This is a genomic window from Rickettsia japonica YH, from assembly GCF_000283595.1.
In the GTDB taxonomy this organism is placed as follows: domain Bacteria; phylum Pseudomonadota; class Alphaproteobacteria; order Rickettsiales; family Rickettsiaceae; genus Rickettsia; species Rickettsia rickettsii.
Genome location: NC_016050.1, coordinates 680,337 through 698,394, shown reverse-complemented (window position 1 = coordinate 698,394; position 18,058 = coordinate 680,337). Strand labels below are relative to the sequence as shown.

Sequence of the window (18,058 nt, the reverse complement as noted above, 5' to 3'; positions counted from 1 at the left end):
TTTTTGTCATGACGAGGAGGTTATTTTAATAACCGACGTGGCAACCTCATGAAGTAGCATAGAACTCCTGAGATTGCTTCGTTGAAACTTACAGTTTCTCCTCACAATGACTTAATAGATTATTACTTCTTATCTTCTAAAGCATTAGCAAGTATATCTCCCATATTGGTAGTATTATCACTAGAACCATATTCTTTGAGAGCTTTTTGACGTTCTGCTATTTTATGAGCTTTTACCGATAATAAAATTCTACCGGTTGATTTCTCGAGAGAAACAACTTTTGCTTCTATTTCTTTGTCTATTTGAAACATTTCAGGCTTCTGCTCGTCTTTTTCATCCGATAGTTCAGTTCTTTTAATAAAACCTGTTACTTTATTGTTTAATAATACTTCAAGTCCCTCATCTTTAACTTCTGTTATAAGGGCTTTAACTATTGTGCCTTTTTTATATTCATCACTGATTTCTTGATATGGATTCGGCGACAATTGTTTTATACCTAAACTAACTTGTTCTTTTTCAATATTAATGGCTAGAACTTTGCATTCTATTTTGTCACCTTTTTTGTATGATTTTAATAGATCCGTTCCTTTATCTTCCCAGCTAATATCACCTTCATGAATCATGCCGTCCATATTATTACCGAGTGCAACAAAAATACCGAAATCCGTAATATTTCTAATCGGTGCTTTAATTATAGTACCGACAGGATTATTTTCAGCGAACTTTATCAAAGGATTTTCTTGGCATTGTTTAATACTTAAAGAAACACGATGCTTTTCAGTATCAACCTCTAAAACTACGAATTCTACTTCTTGCCCTATAGTTAGCGTTTTTCTAGGATTTTGATTAGATTTTAACCAACTAATTTCGCTTGAATGAACAAGTCCCTCAAGCCCGTCTTTTAATTCTATAAATACGCCGTAATCAGCAAAATTTGTAACTTTACCGGTCATTTGTTTACCGACGGGGAATTCTTCTTTAATTGCTTCCCATGGGTTAGAATCAAGTTGTTTTATACCGAGTGATATTCTTTTGGTTTTTTCATCAAACTTAATAACCATTACTTTAACCTTTTGGTTAAATTCTAACACTTCTGAAGGATGGTTAACTCTTCCCCAAGAAATATCGGTTAAATGTAATAAACCGTCAACACTTCCAAGATCGATAAACGCACCGTAATCAGTAATATTTTTTACGGTTCCTTCTAATACCATGCCTTCTTTAATTTTAGATAGCATCTCATCTCTAGCTTCAGAACGTGATTCTTCTAAAATAGCTCTTCTTGAAACTACTATATTACCAAGCTTTTTATCCATACTTAAAATTTTAAACGGTTGCTTGATATTCATTATAGAAGTAGGATCTTTAATAGGTCTAACGTCAACTTGGCTTCCTGGTAAGAATGCCACTACACCGGATAAATCCACGGTAAAGCCTCCTTTTACACGACCGAAAATCGTACCGTCGACAAATTCGCCCTTGGAACACATGATTTCTAGTTGTCCCCATAATTCTTCTTTAACTGCTTTTTCACGGCTCAATATTGTTCTGCCGTTACGTCCTTCAATTTTCTCGATGAAAACTTCAACTACGTCCCCAACTTCAGGTAAAGCTAAAAATTCAGACTTAGGTATTCTACCTTCATTTTTTAATCCAACGTCAACAATAATTATATCGTTTTTTATTTCGATTACTTGACCTTTAACTACCGTTTTTTCTTTTATATGACTTGTATCAACGGTTTCAAGCATTTTAGAGAAATCTTCTGCAAATTCATGATTCATTGCTGCAAGTTGTGGAACAAATCGTTGTTTTAGTTTTATTGACATATTCTTCTCGTAATATTAGCTAAAGTGCCTAGGCTAATAAAATTTTTTTGAAAGGTTAATAAAATTGGATGCTCTTGCATGGCTAAAAAAAGCGTGCTATGTCATTCCCGCGTAGGAGGGAATCCAGACAAAGTGAAACTATTTGAACTTTTAATATTAAAATTCAGTGTGTTTTTACCTTTTAGTTACTGAATTCCCGCCTACGCGGGAATGACATACTAGCCATGCAATAATGCCATAAAATCGAATAAAATAACCTAGCACTTTTTCAAGTTATTTTATTCTTTATATAATTTGTTACTTCTTCTACGACTTCCATAGCCGAAAGCTTTGAAGTATCGATAATTAAAGCATCTGAAGCCGGTAATAACGGTGCAGCTTTTCGCTCTTTATCTCTTTTATCCCGCAAAATTATTTGCCGTAAAATCTCATCGAGTATACATGTTTTTCCTTTTGCTTGCAACTGCTTATATCGTCTTTCAGCCCTAATTTGAGGATTTGCGGTTATAAAAATCTTTAAATCGGCGTCAGGTGCAACAACGGTGCCTATATCCCTACCCTCCATAATCATTCTAGGTGTTGTTTTTACTAGATTAATCAGGTATTTGTTTAGATTATTTCTAATTTCACTTATTACGGCAATTTGCGATGCTATATTTCCTATATTCTCATTCTCTAAGTCAAAATTATTGTTGAGTTTTAATTCTTTAGATAAAGCAATTACCGCATCTATATCAGTGACATCTATTTTTTGACTAATACAGTCAAACGCAAGCTGCCTATAAACAATACTTGACTGAAAATATTTAAGAGAAAATTGCTTGGCCAGTATTAAACCTATAGTCCCTTTACCTGAAGCAGCAGGACCGTCAAGAGAAATAGTGAAATTTTGAGAAATATCAAAGGCTTTAGTTTTTAAATCCACCATAAAATTATAGACTAAATAATAAAATATTATAAATAATGGAAATAAAGCTTGAAATCTAGTACATTAATAAATTTTTTAAAAAAACAAGGGTTAAAAACTACATATAGATTTAGTAGTACACCCTATGATGGGGTAATCAACAAATTAATTTTTTGATTTACAGCTTTAGCGTATTTTTGAAGGCTTAAGAAATTAGGAATATGATGTCCACTTTCCATTCTTGCTATTTGAGCTTGAGAAGTAGACATTTTTTTAGCCACATCCGCCTGAGTCATATTAGATGCAAGACGAGCCTTTATTAAAGTGCTTGCTATCTCAAATTCCATTTTTCATTCTTCATAAGCTTTTTTTACTTCGGGGTTTATAACTCTTTGTTAAATTCATCAAAATTTTTTATTAAACCTTCCTTTAATCTTAAGTTTTAGCTATTGAAATAGCTGTTTTAGGAATTTTTTCTGTTTTTTTAATAAATGTATGCAATATAACTATTTTTTATCAATATATTAACATATAACTTGAACTAATCAATTGACACTTATCTTAATTGTAAATATTATAAGGTCCATAATTCGATAAAGCCAAAACTACATAAAGATTAAAAAAATTATAAGGGTGATTAGCTCAGTTGGTTAGAGCATTACGTTGACATCGTAAAGGTCGGTGGTTCGAGCCCACTATCACTCACCATTCTCCATTTTTCGGTATTTCTACAAAGGTATCAAACGGCGAACGCAGCATAAAGTAGAGGCTTTTCAATGTTCAAAGAAGGTTAGAGAATATCAATTAGATAGGATAAAATTTATAAACCTTCGGTAGGGCAAATCTCCAAATGGTGACCGTTAATAAATACTTCAGCTTCTTTAGGGTTGGTCTCATAATCAAAATTTATTAATAACTCGTGTCTTGTGTTTTCATAAATTTTATCCGTTAATATACGTTTACCGGTGTTAATTTTTATTTCAACAGCATTCTCCTTCAAAAATTTAACTCCATTTATTCCATATTGATGATGTATTATTCCTTTCTCCATAGCTTTCTCAAACCGTGGCAGTAAAGAATCAACAGCTTTCTTTATTTTTTCATCAATAATACTATAACAATCTTGACCTTTATATTTACCTATATAAGTAGCTTCAGTATTTTTAATATACCCTTTCTCTAGAATATTCCATGAAGTGATATAATGAGTAATTTTATGACTTAATATATGAAGCTGTTGTTTTTTTAAGCTAATAATACTGATGAATTTTTTTGCATCATATTGCTTAAATAATTGATCTAAATCCTCTGCGTCATTAACCTCTCCAAAATCATTTTTAAAAATTTCTTCTTGGTTTTTCCTTACTTAATTGGTTTGCATATTCCTTAGCTTTATTTATGTCATTATTAAGTAAAGCAGCATTTATTCCCATTTCTAAAGTTTCTTCATTTTGAGGGGCGTCTTCTAAAACTTTCTCTACATTTTGTAAAACGTTTTGAGCATTTTTAGAAACAAATTCTTTTGCATCTTCTGCCATTAGCGAGATGCTGGCAGCATTAAGGACTTCTGTTATTTCTTCTTTTTTTAGTGTATTTGCATTATAAATTATAGAATTTGGATCAGGAAAAGCTGCTAAAGTAGATAAATTTAAACTTTTATAAATAGCAATATCGTTGTTAGGAATGTTATTTAATATATTATGTGCTATATCCAATTGTTTTGTATAAATGGCAACCAAAAGTACAAGTAACTCATCAGTATTATTGACATCAGTTTTTTAAATTATTGTATTTAAATCCTTTGCTAAACGTATTTTTTGTGCAATTTTTCTCTCATCTGAAAGAGCATTATATTTAGCAGTATATTTATAAAGCGCAAAACTTTGAACGTGGTAAGGTAATAAATTTTTAGAATTCATTGTCTCTAATTTTTCATTGGTGATATTATTTAAGTCTCGACCTAATTTTAGTAAAGCTTTAAGTCTACCTTCAGGCATCTTATTTAGTAAATTTTCTATATTTTTTGAATCAGAGTGATAACCATAGATAGTCCATAAATTATATATGATTTATTCCTCTTCAGGTAACCTATCTATTGCACTATTATAATATTTTATAGCAAGTTCTAACTGACCAGTTTTATAATAAATAACCCCTAAGTTATACTGATACCAACCTATATTTTTGGCATTTACTTGATCATCTATAGTGATATTGCTAAGTGCTGTAGTAAGCAATTTTTTAGCTTCATCTAAGTGATTATTATTAATTAACATGGTAGAGAGCGTATATGTAATATTGTAATAATGCCTTATATGAGGCGTTAAATCTTTAATAATTTTATCTCCATACTCCATGATATAAACTGATTGACTAACTCAAATAAAGTATTGGTATAAGCTTTATGAATTTGAAATTCGTATTGGGAATATATTAAATTTAAATCTATATTTGCTTTTGACAATATATCTATAAATAATTTTTCTGCTACTTCCACATGGTTATTCATTATACTGCAATGTATAGCAGTGATCATCCCTTGCAGTTGAAGAAAAATATTTATAAAATTAATAGTTTCGGGTTCTTTATTTACAATAGGAGTACTATAAGTTTTGGGGCTTATAAAAATGCTAATTTCTTTATTCGCTTTTAATGCAACATGATATTTGCTTAAGGCTTCTTTCAGCACTTTATGTTCTTGAATATTTTTATATTCATAATTATCAAATAAAGTTTTTAGTGTATTAAGTTTTAGGCTTGTTACTTGTGGAATACCCAATTTTTTTGTTGTTTTGCTATCTAAAGAGTTTAAAAGAGTTGTTGCTATTTCTGCACTGGCATCTATAGAACTTTTTACATTTTTTAATGGTTCTATTCATTCCCCCGCTACAATTAAAGACTTTTTTGATTTAGACTCTATTATTTTATTGTGTGACAATGCTATAGGATTAAATTTTGAGACTGCTGAAGATTTAGGATTTTTTATCATAATAAATACTTATTAATAAATAGGCATGTATTATAAAGTAAACCCACTATTTTGTAAATAAAATACTAATTTTTTAATTTAAGTTAATAACTTGAAGCATTTCTATTGGTATTTCACCCCTGCTATTTTAACTCTTAATAAACACCAATTCGTTATCGGATGAGTGTTTAGTACTAAATGCATAACCTAAATATGAGAAATTCTTAAGTAGCTCAGGTGAGTCAATTAGGTTGTTAGCAATAACCTTGACCATCGCCCCGCGAGCTTTTTTAGCATTTATACCGATTGTTGATAATTTACCGTTCCTATTTTCTTTAAAATGAACGTTAACTAATTGATATTTAAGTTTATTTGGGTTTATTACAGATGAATATTCTTGTGATGCTAGATTGAGTAAATATTTATTTTCCTGTTTAGCAAGAATTTTATTAATATAATTAGTGACTTCATCTTGCCAAAAGTTTGTTAAATTTATTTCATTTAATTTTGTTGCCATTTCTAATCTATACGGCTTAATAGTATCTAGCGGTTTTAAGACTCCGTAAAGTCCTGATATAATAAGCAAATGTGATTGCAGGAAATTTAATTCATGATTAGTTAATTTTTCTATATGTATATTATTAAAAACATCTCCTGCATAAGCAAAAATAGCCGCTTTACTCTCTTGATTATCAAAATCCTTAAATCTTTCTTTATTTATATGTGCAAGTTTTGCACTTATATTCATTATTTTCGATAATTGATTCTCAGAATAGCTTTGGAGTGTAGAAAGTAGTTGATTAGTTAACGTAAGGGACATTGAAGTCGTCAGCTCCGTCTTGGGAGCTAACTTCTCGAAATTTAGAGTTTTAGCAGAAGAAATAATAGCAAGCATTTCTATCTAGCTGGAGTACTCGGAAGAGATGAAGTAGTGCTAGCGATATTTCTGTTAGTACTATCGATTGTTTGCATAATTGCATAGCTTGGATCACCGTCAAGCTCTACTACTTCTTTGGGTTTTGTAGTTTTTTGACCGGTACAGCCAATTAAAGCTATAGAAGCAAATAAAATTATTAAATACCTTATCATAAATACCCTGTTTTAATTTTACACTTAAGATAGCTGCCTATTATTATAATGTCAAGTGAGAGGAAAATTTTATTACCCTACCCTATAACCTTTCAGTAATAGTCTAAAGATTCTCCATAATATTTTAACTCTAATTCTGCATAATTTAAATTAGGTTCATCTTCGCTTCTTTCTATTTCGGGTTCAGATTTAAGCTTATCATAATTTTTTCTAGTGTTTAAAGAATATTCTAAAGTTTCTTCATATTCCCATCTAGGTGAGGGTGATTATCAGATTCTTTTTCTAAATATATCATTATTGATGATGTTTTTTCCTTTAAAGATTCATTACATAATTCTTCAACAATAGGATAATATTCTTTCTTATTCAGATACTAAAGGCATGATTGTTGGTGTACTATCATTTAAGTAATTAATATAATGCTTCAAAAAAAAATCATATTGCCCATTACCTATAATATCGTGATATATAAAAGAGTCTATATTAAGTGCTTGAATAATCAGCTTCCCATCTATCGATAATATTTTTTTGAAGAGTTCTAAATCTTCAATATGAAGAGCCATGGAATATTATTATTTACTCCTTAAATAAATTTTTAGGCATTCTGTAATAAACCGTATTATAGAATTTTTCGCTGTCAGGAAATTTGCGTTTGCGGATAGAGAAATTACCGAAATTTCTGATTTCGATACGCTTTTGTTTTTTAAGAGATTCGTTTAAATAATCTAAAATTAAATCTACTGAATCTTTAACATCTTCTTTAGAAAGATAATTCAGCTTATCATGTATTTTATCTATTAAATAATTCTTAGTAATCATTATTAAAAAATCGCTTTGATTCCGTTAAAACTATTTTTAAAAAAACTAGGTGCTATACTATCAAAATCTTCAAGTATTATGTCTATTAATTTTGGTTTTGGTTTTAATTGGTAATCTTTAACTAGTAGATTAACATTAATTTTCTGAACTTCCTGTAACCATTTTAATGCAGTATCTTCCGAGCCTATAGCATCTACAAGCTTTAACTTTAAAGCCTGACGACCTGAATATACTCGTCCGTCTGCGAGCTTTTTTACTTCTTCTATAGGAAGATTACGCCTCTCTGAAACAAGTTCAAGGAAGAAATTATAAGTATCTTCTATATTTTCCATAATGGCTACCCGTACTGCTTCCGTCAGTTTTTCGGTAGGATTTGGGACAGCTTTTAATTCACCCGATTTGAAATTATTAAACTTAATCCCCAATTTTTGAGCAAGCTCCGTTACCTCGGCTGTTTGTAGTATTACACCGATTGAACCCGTAATAGTTCCGTTATGACTGATAATATAATCACCTCCAAGAGAGATTAAATAACCGCCGCTTGCAGCCATTGTTCCCATAACGATCACTACCGGCTTTTTTGCGGATATTTTACGCAGAATATTATAAATTTTTTCAGCGCCAACTACCGTACCGCCGGGAGAATTTACGTTAACTATTAACGCTTTAATATGAGAATCATCGATTATTTTTTTGAGCTTTTTGTCACGCTTTTCGTCTTCAAGAATTATTTCGTCTATTAATACGGAAGCTATATAGTCTTCATTACTATTAATAGGTAACACCTCTTTTGGAGCAAAATCTTTACCGACTAGTAAGAATACGATCGCAATTAAAATAATAGCTGCTAGCTTCCAAATTAACAAACGAGATTTTATTTGTCTTCTTTCAATTAAATAATCAGGTGTTATACTCATGATCTTATATACTTTTTTAGAATACTATAGTCAATGCAGACCTATACTGTGACAGGCGTGAGGAGCGCAGCCTATAATATAATAGGCGAGCCGACGCACAACGAAGCACAATATAGGTATTAATTGACTATAGACCGTTCTTAGGACGTTCAGGACTCTTCATCATCTCAAAAAACTCACCGTTAGTTTTAGTATTTTCAAGTTTTTTGAGTAAAAATTCTATTGCTTCACTGCTACCCATCGGATCGATAATACGACGAAGAACCCACATTTTATTTAATATTATTTTATCTACTAATAAATCTTCTTTTCTAGTTCCTGATCTAGTTATATCAATAGCCGGATAAATACGCTTATCGGCAATCTTACGATCTAGAACTATCTCGGAATTACCTGTACCTTTAAACTCCTCAAAAATTACCTCATCCATACGAGAACCGGTTTCAATTAAAGCCGTACCGATTATAGTAAGCGAACCGCCGTTTTCAATATTTCTTGCTGCTCCGAAAAATCTTTTAGGTCTCTGAAGAGCATTAGCATCAACACCGCCCGTTAATACTTTACCTGATGATGGCACTACGGTATTATAAGCACGAGCTAAACGTGTTATCGCATCTACTAAAATTACCACGTCTTTTTTATGTTCTACTAAACGCTTTGCTTTTTTGATAACCATTTCTGCAAGCTGCACGTGCCTACTTGCCGGTTCATCGAAAGTAGAGCTAACAACCTCCCCACGCACGGAACGTTGCATATCGGTTACTTCTTCAGGTCTTTCGTCTATTAACAGTACTATTAAAAATACTTCCGGATTATTGGTTGTAATTGCATGTGCTATATTTTGTAATAATACGGTTTTACCTGTACGAGGCGGTGCTACTATTAATGCACGTTGTCCTTTACCCATAGGGGCAACAAGTTCAATAACCCGTGTACTAAAATCCTTACTATCTTTACTATTATTTTCAAGTTCTAATCCTAATTTTTCATCAGGATATAAGGGAGTTAAATTATCAAAATGAACACGATGATAAGCTTTAGCAGGGTCTTCAAAATTTACTCTATTGACTTTCAGTAAAGCAAAATAACGTTCTCCGGCTTTTGGAGCTCTGATCTGACCTTCTACAGTATCACCGGTACGCAGACCAAAGCGACGAATCTGACTAGGAGAAATATAAATATCATCAGGGCCTGCTAAGTAGTTTACTTCCGGCGAACGTAAAAAACCAAATCCGTCAGGTAGTACTTCAAGTACCCCCTCTCCCACTATTAAAACTCCCTGCTCTACGGATTTTTTCAAAATTGCAAAAACTAATTCTTGTTTAAGTAATGAATTAATATTTTCAATTTTTAATTCTTCTGCTTGAGCTTGTAGTTCCTCCGGTAATTTACGTTTTAATTGTTTTAAATTAATAATATTACCGTTTTCTGCAAAATTATTATAATTGTTATTGGATTCGGTATTGTTAAGTTCTGCTGTGGATTCTTTATTAGTTGTGTTCATTATTTTATTATTAATAGATTATAATTGAAAAGTTGAGTTAGCAATCAAGTTTAAAGGTAAGTAATATACTTATTTAAGTTAGGAATCAAATTAGATTTTTAGAAAGTTTTATTTATTCTTGCGGTTTAAAGAATTATTTATCTTGTTAGCTTATAAGAGCTGGCTATGTATGTAAAAGCATACTAACAACGTTAATAGCACATTGTCAACCCAAATCGTCATTGCGAGCAGATAATCGGTAAATGGTCATTGCGAGAAAATTACGAAGCAATCTTGGTAGTTTATTATTATTTCATGAGATTGCCGCACAGCTTACGGCTGCGTAGCTCATGACGATCCTGGTAACCTCTTCTCGCAATGACGGATCAATCAATCCACGTAACTCTAGCAATCCTTTGATTTTAACAATAACACATTTGTATTAAGTAATGGCATGCATACGTTTTTAAATTCATTTAATAAGGCCTCATTGCTTATTTCTTGGTTTAATTCGTTGCGTACCGCATCAAATATTTCTCTTAAACTTTTCTCTTCTACCATATATTTAAAAATATATTTAGTGCTTCTAAATATCGACATTGAGATATTAACATTATTTAATATCCCATTATTAATAGTAAAATTAATAGCATTATTTACTGCTGAAGGATTAGATTCCAAATGCTCATAAATTTGTTTAGCAAAATTGGCAATATTATGGAAGTACGGTATATTATCAAGGTCATCAAGAGAGGCTACACTATCTTTGTGATTTGATACGTAAAATGAATGTTTAATAATATTACCGGTAAGTATTTCGGAAATTGCTTCTCTAGTTACTTTATCCATCTTTTTAACTTTTTGTAGAAGTGAAAAATCTTTTATATAATTTTCCGGTCTTAATAAAATTTTCTCTAAAGGATCAAGATAATCAACAAAATTTAAGCTTGCTTTTTCTACGAATTCATATAACTCAGGAACGGAATAGGCTCTATCCTGTTTGTTCAGGAACATATCATAAACTCCGACGTCACCGAAATTTTGGTAATCTGAAAATAATTCCCAACCTCTTTTATACCAGTTAGTAGCAGGCAAATTATCTAGAATTAGTTTCCCGTTCATTACTTCTTCGACACGGCTCTTAGTATCTTTATTTATCATTTTCATTAAATCCTGAATTTGATAAACACCGGTACGTCCGTATTTAGCATATACCATTAAACCCATACCGCCGGTCGGCTTTAAAGAATCTTTTAGATTTTTTAAACCTTCATCAGGATTTGCTAAATGATGAAGCACGCCGGTACAATTTATATAATCGAATTTTCCAAGTTTTAGATTAGGTATATTTAATATTGAATCATTAATCCATTTAATATTTTTAAGACCTCGTACTTCTGCACGTTTTTGTGCTACTTCCATGCTAGGCTTGCTGAAATCTAGATATATTATTTCGGCATTTTTATCTTTTAACTGCTCGGCAAGATAAATAGTCGAATCACCGGTGCCGCCGCCTGCTATTAAGCACCTAAAATGATTATTAAAATTTTCTTTTCCTTGATATAGAAAATGGTTTAATTCTCCTAAGAACTCACCGCATGTTGCAAGTAAATATTCTTTTTCTTGATTTGGGTCTCTGAAAGGATAAGGATAATCTTGATAATGCTCTTGTACTTCTGCTAAGTCTTTAGAAATTGTAGTATTTTTTGTTTTCTTTAAATTTCGCATAAATTATTATTTTTTAAGTTGTTATTATATATACTTGTCTATCTACTCTTTTAGAAGTATATCTTTTATAATTAATTGAATAGTATAATTATCTTGCCAATTATTAGTTTTTAACGTTCCTATTACGGCAATATTTTTTGCTTTAGGGCTTAATAAAACATCTTCAAATGCAGTTCCTACCGAATTAAAAGCAATAGCAGATAAGGCTTTATTACCAAAACCTCGCTTATTTGGAACAAGCATACATTTAATATGCTTACTTCCAACGATATCCGCTTTTAATACAAATAAATCATCAAATTTAAATATAGGCTCATGATTTCCTTGACCGAAAGGCTCTAAAGTGTTTAATTCCTCCATTAAAGGGAAATTCACACTATTAACCGTTAAATCAATATCATATTCCGCATGCTTATAATTTTCTAGTTTATTTATACTAATTCTAAAAGCATTATTAAAAAAATTCTGCAATTCTTGTAATTTTTCAGCCGTTACGGTAAAACCTGCCGCCATAGCATGACCTCCGCCTGCTATTAGCAAATCTTTGCTTTTAGCATTGATAATTTCAGCACCAAAATCAATACCTAAAATAGAACGGCATGAAGCTTTACCAATCCCATCATTTAAAGCTATAACTGCCACCGGCTTATCAAATTTTTCTTTTAATTTGCCGGCAACGATTCCTATAACGCCTGGATGCCATCCTTCTTTTACGATAAATAATAAACTACTATCTTGTTGTGTCAAAGCAATTTCCATCGCTTCTTCTATCATTAATAACTCAATTACTTTACGTTCATTATTATGTTTTTCAAGTTCTTTAGCTAATTTATTTGCTTCATTAGAACAACTAGTAGATAGGAGATTAGCCCCTAAACTTGACTTTCCTACTCTACCGCCCGCATTGATACGCGGACCTAGAATAAACCCTAAATGATAACATTTTGGTATTTCATTAAGTCCTGCCATATCATATAATGTTTTAATCCCTATATTTTGCCTTTGTTGCATTACTTTCAATCCGCTTGCAACAAATGCACGATTTAAGCCTGTTAATTTCATCATATCGCAAACAGTACCAAGAGCCACTAAATCTAGATACTGCATTAGATTAGGCTGAAGCATTGTTTGCGTGAAATAATTTTGCTTCTTTAAATGCGATAATATTGCAGTTGCAAATAAGAAAGCAACTCCTACGGCTGCCAAATGTTTATATTCGCTTTTTTCATCAATACGATTTGGATTTACTATAGCTACTGCATCCGGTAATATTTCCGTAGCTATATGATGATCGATTACTATAACATCAAGGTTAACGTCTTTTGCGTATTTTAGGGCTTCATGTGCCATAGCACCGCAATCAACCGTAATTAATAATTCTGTGCCGTTATCTTTAATTTTTTGCATAGCAAAAGGAGTTGGACCGTATCCTTCAGCTATACGATCAGGAACATAAATATCACATAGTATATTTAAATCTCTAAAAATATTTTTAAGTAAAGCGGCTGAAGTAGCACCGTCTACATCATAATCGGCAAAGATACATATTTTTTGGTTATTGAAAATAGCTGTAACGGTTCTATCTACAGCCTTTTCCATATCAAGTAGATGAAAAGGATCAGGTAATAAATTTTTGATTTTCGGTCTCAAGAAATTTTCTACTTCCTCTAGATTATTTACTCTTAATGATACTATCCTAGCAAGTAAATCACTAATTTTGAAACTACGACATAACTCGGTGACTATATCTTCGTTAATCATTTTCTGCTGCCAGATTTTACCGTTTATAGATGCTTGTGGTTTCATTTGTTTATTAGACTGTATTTTTACTGTATATTGTCATTGTGAGTAGGCATTGTTGCGTGGATCAATTTCACCTCTGTCAAGCCACGTGGGGTGCTCGAGAAAAATTCGTCCTCCGCAACAATGCCTACTCACAATGACAATATACAGTAAAAATACAGTCTAATAAACAAATGAAACCACAAGCATCTATAAACGGTAAAATCTGGCAGCAGAAAATGATTAACGAAGATATAGTCACCGAGTTATGTCGTAGTTTCAAAATTAGTGATTTACTTGCTAGGATACTCACAATGACAATATACAGTTATATCTCTAAAAGTTTTTTAGCTTCATCATCCGCAATTAAAGCTTCAACAAACTCATCTAATTGTCCGTTTTTAACTACTTCGTCTATCTTATAAAGTGTTAAGTTTATTCTATGGTCGGATACTCTTCCCTGTGGGAAATTATAAGTACGTATCCGCTCCGAACGATCTCCCGAACCTATCTGCCCTCTTCTGCTATCGGCTCTTTCTTGTCCCTTTTTACGTCGTTCTTCTTCATAAATTCTAGCACGTAGAATTTTTAACGCCTTTGCTTTATTTTTATGCTGTGACTTCTCATCTTGCAAGGCTACGGTAATACCGGTAGGGATATGAGTTATACGTACGGCAGAATCGGTAGTATTAACGTGCTGTCCACCAGCCCCTGAAGCTCTATAAGTATCGATTCTTAAGTCTTTATCTTCAATTTTAATATCAACCTCTTCAGCCTCAGGAAGTACTGCAACCGTTGCTGCCGAAGTATGAATACGTCCTTGTGATTCCGTTTCCGGTACTCTCTGTACTCTATGAACGCCTGACTCAAATTTGAGCTTAGAGAATACATCTTTGCCTTTTATTGACGCCGATGCTTCTTTATAACCGCCTATTCCCGTATCGGAAATTGCTAATATCTCAAAACGCCATCCTTTTAACTCAGCGTATCTTTGATACATATTAAAAAGTACGGCAGCAAAAAGTGCAGCTTCTTCTCCACCGCTTCCTGCTCTAACTTCAATAATAGCACTTTTACTATCCGCATCATCTTTTGGTAATAAAGCAATTTTTACGGCTCTTTCAAGTTTTGGTAACGAATTTTCAAGAGTGTATATTTCGTCTTCAATCATTTCTAAAGTGGCATTATCAAGTCCCACTTCTAGCTTAAAATTATTTGCTTCTTTAAGCTCAGATTTAGCCTTATTATATTCTTTAATTTTTGCTACAACATCTTCAAGTTCTGCATATTCTTTAGATGCCTTAACAAACTCGTCTCCCATAATGCCGGAAGATAGTTTGTTGCCTAAATTTTCGTATTTATCTAAAATTTTTGCTAAATTATCTGAAAAACGCATGTTATTTTATTGTGATTTGTTTATGGGTGAGATTTCAACGTTATTGCGAGAAGCAACTGAAAGTTTCGACGAAGCAATCTCAGGATATTTGACGAGATTACCATTCAGCCTATGGCTGCTCGTAATAACGACTTATATCAACATCAAAGCGGGACTCTCTATAAACTTTTTAAATGCTGCCAAGAACTCAGCACCGACTGCTCCGTCTAATACTCGGTGATCGGCAGAAAGAGTTACGTCCATAATTGTTGCTATAGTTATTTGATCATTCTTGACTATAGCACGTTTTGCACTAGCTCCGACGCTCATTATACAACTTTGCGGTGGGTTAATTATAGCATTGAAATTCTTAATACCATACATACCGAGGTTAGAAATGGTAAACCCTCCGCCCTGAAATTCTTCAGGGGTTAATTTATTATCTTTTGCTTTCTTTATTAATGCTTTCATTTCACGAGATAGTTCTAGAATGTTTTTTTGATTGGCATTTTTAACTATTGGTGTAACAAGCCCGTTCTCAATCGCCACCGCTACTGAAATATCGACATTATTGTAATATCTCATGGCATCTTCTCCCCAGCTAGCATTGGCATTTGGCACTTCTTGTAAAGCTTTGGCTACTGCTAAAATAATAAAATCATTAACCGATATCCTTGTTGATTTATCTTCAGAACAAGATTTATTAATGTCTTCTCTTATATCTAACAATTTATCGACATTACATTCTATAGATAAATAAAAATGTGGAACTGTTTGTTTAGATTCAAGTAGACGCTTGGCTATAATCTTGCGGATATTATTATTTGGTACTAAACGATATTCTTCAGGATTTCTGCTAACTATGTTATTATGAGCAGTGCTAGGAGTATATGATAAGATATCTTGTTTGACTATTCTACCGTGCGGACCGCTACCTTTCACGCTCTCAAATCTAATATTTCCCATTTTTGCAAGTCTTTTTGCAAGCGGTGAGGCGAATATTTTACTAGCATCATGTTTTATAACTGTTACCTGTTCTTCTACATTAGCTATATTCTCGTGGGGTTTCGGAAGATTAGCATCTGTTTTCGGTGACGGTGATACATTATTATTTTTTGCAATAAACGCATCAATGTCCGTTTTTTCTTCTCCCTCTTCACTTAACACGGCAATTAAAGAGTTAACAGGTACATTTTGACTATTTTGTGGGATAACTATTTTAGCAAGTATACCTTCGTCTACTGCTTCTACTTCCATCGTTGCTTTATCGGTTTCAATTTCAGCAATTACTTCTCCAGGATTCACTTTGTCCCCTTCTTTTTTTAACCACCTAGCTAGATTTCCTTCCGTCATAGTTGGAGATAAAGCAGGCATTAAAATTTTAATCGGCATAACTTATTTAGATTTGACTTTTTATTGTTGTTATTACACGTCATTGCGAGGAGAAGCAAAGCCTCGACGCGGCAACCTCATGAAACAGTAAAATTCCTGAGATTGCCACACTCTCTACGTTCGCGCGCAATGACGATTTGAATAGCTATTGTACCTTAATATCAGGGCTAACGATCATTATCATCTGTTTACCTTCCATTTTAGCATGCTGATCGATTTTAACGAGTCCTTCGAGCCCTACTTCTATACGTTTAAATAGTTCTTGACCGACCTCTTTATGAAGAATCTCTCGTCCCTTAAACCATAAAGAAATTTTTACTTTATCTCCGTCTTTTAAAAATTCTTTTATTTTTCTTAATTTAGTTTCAAAATCACCTATACTAATATTAGGTTTAAATTTCATTTCTTTAAGTACGACGATTTTTTGTTTTTTGCGTGCTTCATGCAAACGTTTTTTGCTTTCGTACTTAAACTTACCAAAATCTAGAATTTTACAGACAGGGGGTACAGCATTCGGTGATATCTCGACTAAGTCAAGACCAGCTCTTTCCGCCATATCTAATGCTTCTCTAATATTTACGACGCCGTGCATTTCGCCGTTTTCGCCTACTAAACGAACTTCTCTAGCTCTGATTTCTCTATTAGCCTTAGGAAAATTATTTTTAGAAATAAAATTTCTCCGTATTATGTTTATAAATAAATATATATTGCATTTAACTTATTTTATTTAAAATTACAAGTAAATAAAATATTTTATCTTTAATTTTATTTAGACAGTTTTAAAAAAAATTGAAACTACAAGGCAAATTCCAAATATTAATAAACAGATTCGTGTTAATTTAGCGACTCTTGCCTGTATTTTCAAGTTTTTTAGGTCTATAGCATGCTTATGAGCTTGCTCTTGTTGTGCCATATGCATTAATTCCTGTAAAGTACCGGGATAAATACTCTCATACTCACTGATTAAATCAATTGGCGGTAATATATGTTCAAATTTTTTACGGTAAAAATTATTATCAGGTTCGTTTACACTAAAAGTCTTAGCATAACCTTTATTTAATCTATTATTTTTGTTAAAAAAACGTTTAGTCTCTTTCATATTCCTTTTTTATTTTTTGAAATGTATATAATATATTACTTTCAACTATTTTAAAATAATCAATTAATTGCGTTTCTTTTTTTTGCTGTTGTTTGGAGCTTTTCATATTTATTATATTCTTTAGCTCTGCATATACTAGTTTTATAAAACTTTGTTTCATTGATTATACTAAATTTATAAAATCTATTTTTGGTATTAGCGGTTCACCCCTAAAATTTATAGCATTATTAAATTTATTGCAACAGGTTATAAAATTTTTATCACATCCGGCAGTAATTTTTATTTCCTCGGCATCTTTAACATAATCCGGTATAATATCCTCTAATATAATCAAATCACCGAAATTGCTTAGAACTTTACTGTTAAAATGATTTTCGCTGAATATAATTTGACCGCCGTTATAATAGCCGTTTTCTTTATCTAAATCTAGTATTCTTAAACTGTCCTTGAGCATTTCTTTAACCTTATATATGCCACTATATAAAGCTTTATCTATTTTACATTGACTATCTCCGAAAACTGCTCTACATGTTTTGCTATATCGATTAATTATAGTCTGATTATATTTTACCGTTTCGGGTTTTAAATGTATTTAAAAGTTTAAATCGTATTTTGTATATAAAGTGCAATAATATGTAACGAAATGCTCAAAAACTTTGTCAGTATATAT

General features: G+C 32.0%; 23 protein-coding genes, 1 tRNA gene and 1 pseudogene. 2 read left to right on the top strand and 23 right to left on the bottom strand.

Features of this window, described 5'->3' with window-relative positions; translation table 11 throughout:
* Positions 1–122: 122 nt before the first annotated feature.
* The 4 genes from RJP_RS03725 to RJP_RS11560 all read right to left on the bottom strand — a co-directional run bounded on the left by RJP_RS03725 (position 123) and on the right by RJP_RS11560 (position 3,240).
* The gene (locus RJP_RS03725) at positions 123–1,829 is read right to left on the bottom strand and encodes a 30S ribosomal protein S1 (protein WP_014120839.1); all 1,707 of its coding nucleotides are present in this window, start codon (positions 1,827–1,829) and stop codon (positions 123–125) included.
* Positions 1,830–2,097: 268 nt separating this feature from the next.
* On the bottom strand, positions 2,098–2,757 hold the full coding sequence (gene cmk / locus RJP_RS03720; RefSeq protein ID WP_014120838.1) for a (d)CMP kinase: 660 nt from the start codon (positions 2,755–2,757) through the stop codon (positions 2,098–2,100).
* Positions 2,758–2,879: 122 nt separating this feature from the next.
* A complete protein-coding gene (locus tag RJP_RS03715) occupies positions 2,880–3,083 on the bottom strand; it encodes a helix-turn-helix transcriptional regulator (protein ID WP_014014383.1) in 204 nt (67 codons plus the stop codon).
* Positions 3,084–3,171: 88 nt separating this feature from the next.
* Positions 3,172–3,240 carry a hypothetical protein gene (locus RJP_RS11560; protein ID WP_390889709.1) on the bottom strand — a complete coding sequence of 23 codons (69 nt, stop codon included), beginning with the start codon at positions 3,238–3,240 and terminating at the stop codon, positions 3,172–3,174.
* A gap of 127 nt (positions 3,241–3,367) precedes the next feature.
* On the opposite strand from RJP_RS11560, the gene RJP_RS03710 reads away from it, so the two are divergent.
* Positions 3,368–3,444: transfer RNA gene (locus tag RJP_RS03710), tRNA-Val, on the top strand.
* 112 nt (positions 3,445–3,556) lie between these two features.
* Here the strand turns inward: RJP_RS03710 and RJP_RS10500 are convergent.
* The 5 genes from RJP_RS10500 to RJP_RS10480 all read right to left on the bottom strand — a co-directional run bounded on the left by RJP_RS10500 (position 3,557) and on the right by RJP_RS10480 (position 5,515).
* On the bottom strand, positions 3,557–3,736 hold the full coding sequence (locus RJP_RS10500) for a hypothetical protein (RefSeq protein WP_231839083.1): 180 nt from the start codon (positions 3,734–3,736) through the stop codon (positions 3,557–3,559).
* Positions 3,737–4,073: 337 nt separating this feature from the next.
* Positions 4,074–4,475, bottom strand: a complete 402-nt coding sequence (locus RJP_RS10495) for a hypothetical protein (protein ID WP_231839082.1) — start codon at positions 4,473–4,475, stop codon at positions 4,074–4,076.
* Positions 4,476–4,514: 39 nt separating this feature from the next.
* The gene (locus RJP_RS10490; protein WP_024704563.1) at positions 4,515–4,733 is read right to left on the bottom strand and encodes a hypothetical protein; all 219 of its coding nucleotides are present in this window, start codon (positions 4,731–4,733) and stop codon (positions 4,515–4,517) included.
* Between the two features lie 72 nt (positions 4,734–4,805).
* Positions 4,806–5,012: a tetratricopeptide repeat protein gene (locus RJP_RS10485; RefSeq protein ID WP_225981211.1), complete on the bottom strand. Its 207-nt coding sequence runs from the start codon at positions 5,010–5,012 to the stop codon at positions 4,806–4,808.
* A gap of 47 nt (positions 5,013–5,059) precedes the next feature.
* Positions 5,060–5,515 carry a hypothetical protein gene (locus RJP_RS10480; protein WP_014120836.1) on the bottom strand — a complete coding sequence of 152 codons (456 nt, stop codon included), beginning with the start codon at positions 5,513–5,515 and terminating at the stop codon, positions 5,060–5,062.
* A gap of 13 nt (positions 5,516–5,528) precedes the next feature.
* Between RJP_RS10480 and RJP_RS10475 the strand changes: the two genes are divergently transcribed.
* A complete protein-coding gene (locus RJP_RS10475; RefSeq protein WP_014014382.1) occupies positions 5,529–5,741 on the top strand; it encodes a hypothetical protein in 213 nt (70 codons plus the stop codon).
* Positions 5,742–5,852: 111 nt separating this feature from the next.
* On the opposite strand, the gene RJP_RS03675 is transcribed toward RJP_RS10475, so the two are convergent.
* The 14 genes and pseudogenes from RJP_RS03675 to RJP_RS07875 form a co-directional block, all read right to left on the bottom strand.
* Entirely contained in the window at positions 5,853–6,599 is a 747-nt protein-coding gene (locus RJP_RS03675; RefSeq protein WP_014120835.1) for a YaaA family protein, read from the bottom strand.
* Positions 6,600–6,601: 2 nt separating this feature from the next.
* A complete protein-coding gene (locus RJP_RS03670; protein ID WP_014014380.1) occupies positions 6,602–6,793 on the bottom strand; it encodes a hypothetical protein in 192 nt (63 codons plus the stop codon).
* Between the two features lie 362 nt (positions 6,794–7,155).
* Positions 7,156–7,356 (bottom strand): hypothetical protein, encoded by a 201-nt coding sequence (locus RJP_RS03665; RefSeq protein WP_014120834.1) that lies wholly within the window; start codon positions 7,354–7,356, stop codon positions 7,156–7,158.
* A 13-nt stretch (positions 7,357–7,369) separates the two neighbouring features.
* Positions 7,370–7,612 (bottom strand): HU family DNA-binding protein, encoded by a 243-nt coding sequence (locus RJP_RS03660; RefSeq protein WP_014014378.1) that lies wholly within the window; start codon positions 7,610–7,612, stop codon positions 7,370–7,372.
* 2 nt (positions 7,613–7,614) lie between these two features.
* Positions 7,615–8,529, bottom strand: coding sequence for a signal peptide peptidase SppA (sppA, locus tag RJP_RS03655; RefSeq protein ID WP_014120833.1), 915 nt, complete (start codon positions 8,527–8,529; stop codon positions 7,615–7,617).
* 127 nt (positions 8,530–8,656) lie between these two features.
* Positions 8,657–10,033, bottom strand: coding sequence for a transcription termination factor Rho (gene rho, locus RJP_RS03650; RefSeq protein ID WP_014014376.1), 1,377 nt, complete (start codon positions 10,031–10,033; stop codon positions 8,657–8,659).
* A gap of 384 nt (positions 10,034–10,417) precedes the next feature.
* Entirely contained in the window at positions 10,418–11,740 is a 1,323-nt protein-coding gene (locus RJP_RS03645; RefSeq protein WP_014120832.1) for a class I SAM-dependent methyltransferase, read from the bottom strand.
* 42 nt (positions 11,741–11,782) lie between these two features.
* The gene (recJ, locus tag RJP_RS03640) at positions 11,783–13,546 is read right to left on the bottom strand and encodes a single-stranded-DNA-specific exonuclease RecJ (RefSeq protein ID WP_014120831.1); all 1,764 of its coding nucleotides are present in this window, start codon (positions 13,544–13,546) and stop codon (positions 11,783–11,785) included.
* Positions 13,547–13,850: 304 nt separating this feature from the next.
* On the bottom strand, positions 13,851–14,918 hold the full coding sequence (gene prfA / locus RJP_RS03635) for a peptide chain release factor 1 (RefSeq protein ID WP_014120830.1): 1,068 nt from the start codon (positions 14,916–14,918) through the stop codon (positions 13,851–13,853).
* A 132-nt stretch (positions 14,919–15,050) separates the two neighbouring features.
* Positions 15,051–16,289: a pyruvate dehydrogenase complex dihydrolipoamide acetyltransferase gene (locus tag RJP_RS03630; RefSeq protein WP_014120829.1), complete on the bottom strand. Its 1,239-nt coding sequence runs from the start codon at positions 16,287–16,289 to the stop codon at positions 15,051–15,053.
* Between the two features lie 145 nt (positions 16,290–16,434).
* Positions 16,435–16,923: a translation initiation factor IF-3 gene (gene infC / locus RJP_RS03625; protein WP_231839136.1), complete on the bottom strand. Its 489-nt coding sequence runs from the start codon at positions 16,921–16,923 to the stop codon at positions 16,435–16,437.
* A gap of 135 nt (positions 16,924–17,058) precedes the next feature.
* Entirely contained in the window at positions 17,059–17,388 is a 330-nt protein-coding gene (locus RJP_RS03620) for a DUF2335 domain-containing protein (RefSeq protein WP_014014370.1), read from the bottom strand.
* Complete coding sequence (locus RJP_RS09590; RefSeq protein ID WP_008580225.1) at positions 17,375–17,548, bottom strand: hypothetical protein; 174 nt, start codon at positions 17,546–17,548, stop codon at positions 17,375–17,377. Before RJP_RS09590 ends, RJP_RS03620 begins: the two co-directional genes overlap by 14 nt.
* 3 nt (positions 17,549–17,551) lie before the next feature.
* Positions 17,552–18,058, bottom strand: a pseudogene (locus RJP_RS07875) (phage BR0599 family protein).

Coding starts and splice junctions, on each gene's coding strand:
- RJP_RS03725 (WP_014120839.1), bottom strand. CDS start 1,829: ATGTCAATAAAACTAAAACAACGATTTGTTCCACAACTTGCAGCAATG.
- cmk (WP_014120838.1), bottom strand. CDS start 2,757: ATGGTGGATTTAAAAACTAAAGCCTTTGATATTTCTCAAAATTTCACT.
- RJP_RS03715 (WP_014014383.1), bottom strand. CDS start 3,083: ATGGAATTTGAGATAGCAAGCACTTTAATAAAGGCTCGTCTTGCATCT.
- RJP_RS10490 (WP_024704563.1), bottom strand. CDS start 4,733: ATGCCTGAAGGTAGACTTAAAGCTTTACTAAAATTAGGTCGAGACTTA.
- RJP_RS10485 (WP_225981211.1), bottom strand. CDS start 5,012: ATGTTAATTAATAATAATCACTTAGATGAAGCTAAAAAATTGCTTACT.
- RJP_RS03675 (WP_014120835.1), bottom strand. CDS start 6,599: ATGCTTGCTATTATTTCTTCTGCTAAAACTCTAAATTTCGAGAAGTTA.
- RJP_RS03670 (WP_014014380.1), bottom strand. CDS start 6,793: ATGATAAGGTATTTAATAATTTTATTTGCTTCTATAGCTTTAATTGGC.
- RJP_RS03665 (WP_014120834.1), bottom strand. CDS start 7,356: ATGGCTCTTCATATTGAAGATTTAGAACTCTTCAAAAAAATATTATCG.
- RJP_RS03660 (WP_014014378.1), bottom strand. CDS start 7,612: ATGATTACTAAGAATTATTTAATAGATAAAATACATGATAAGCTGAAT.
- sppA (WP_014120833.1), bottom strand. CDS start 8,529: ATGAGTATAACACCTGATTATTTAATTGAAAGAAGACAAATAAAATCT.
- rho (WP_014014376.1), bottom strand. CDS start 10,033: ATGAACACAACTAATAAAGAATCCACAGCAGAACTTAACAATACCGAA.
- RJP_RS03645 (WP_014120832.1), bottom strand. CDS start 11,740: ATGCGAAATTTAAAGAAAACAAAAAATACTACAATTTCTAAAGACTTA.
- recJ (WP_014120831.1), bottom strand. CDS start 13,546: ATGAAACCACAAGCATCTATAAACGGTAAAATCTGGCAGCAGAAAATG.
- prfA (WP_014120830.1), bottom strand. CDS start 14,918: ATGCGTTTTTCAGATAATTTAGCAAAAATTTTAGATAAATACGAAAAT.
- RJP_RS03630 (WP_014120829.1), bottom strand. CDS start 16,289: ATGCCGATTAAAATTTTAATGCCTGCTTTATCTCCAACTATGACGGAA.
- RJP_RS03620 (WP_014014370.1), bottom strand. CDS start 17,388: ATGAAAGAGACTAAACGTTTTTTTAACAAAAATAATAGATTAAATAAA.
- RJP_RS09590 (WP_008580225.1), bottom strand. CDS start 17,548: ATGAAACAAAGTTTTATAAAACTAGTATATGCAGAGCTAAAGAATATA.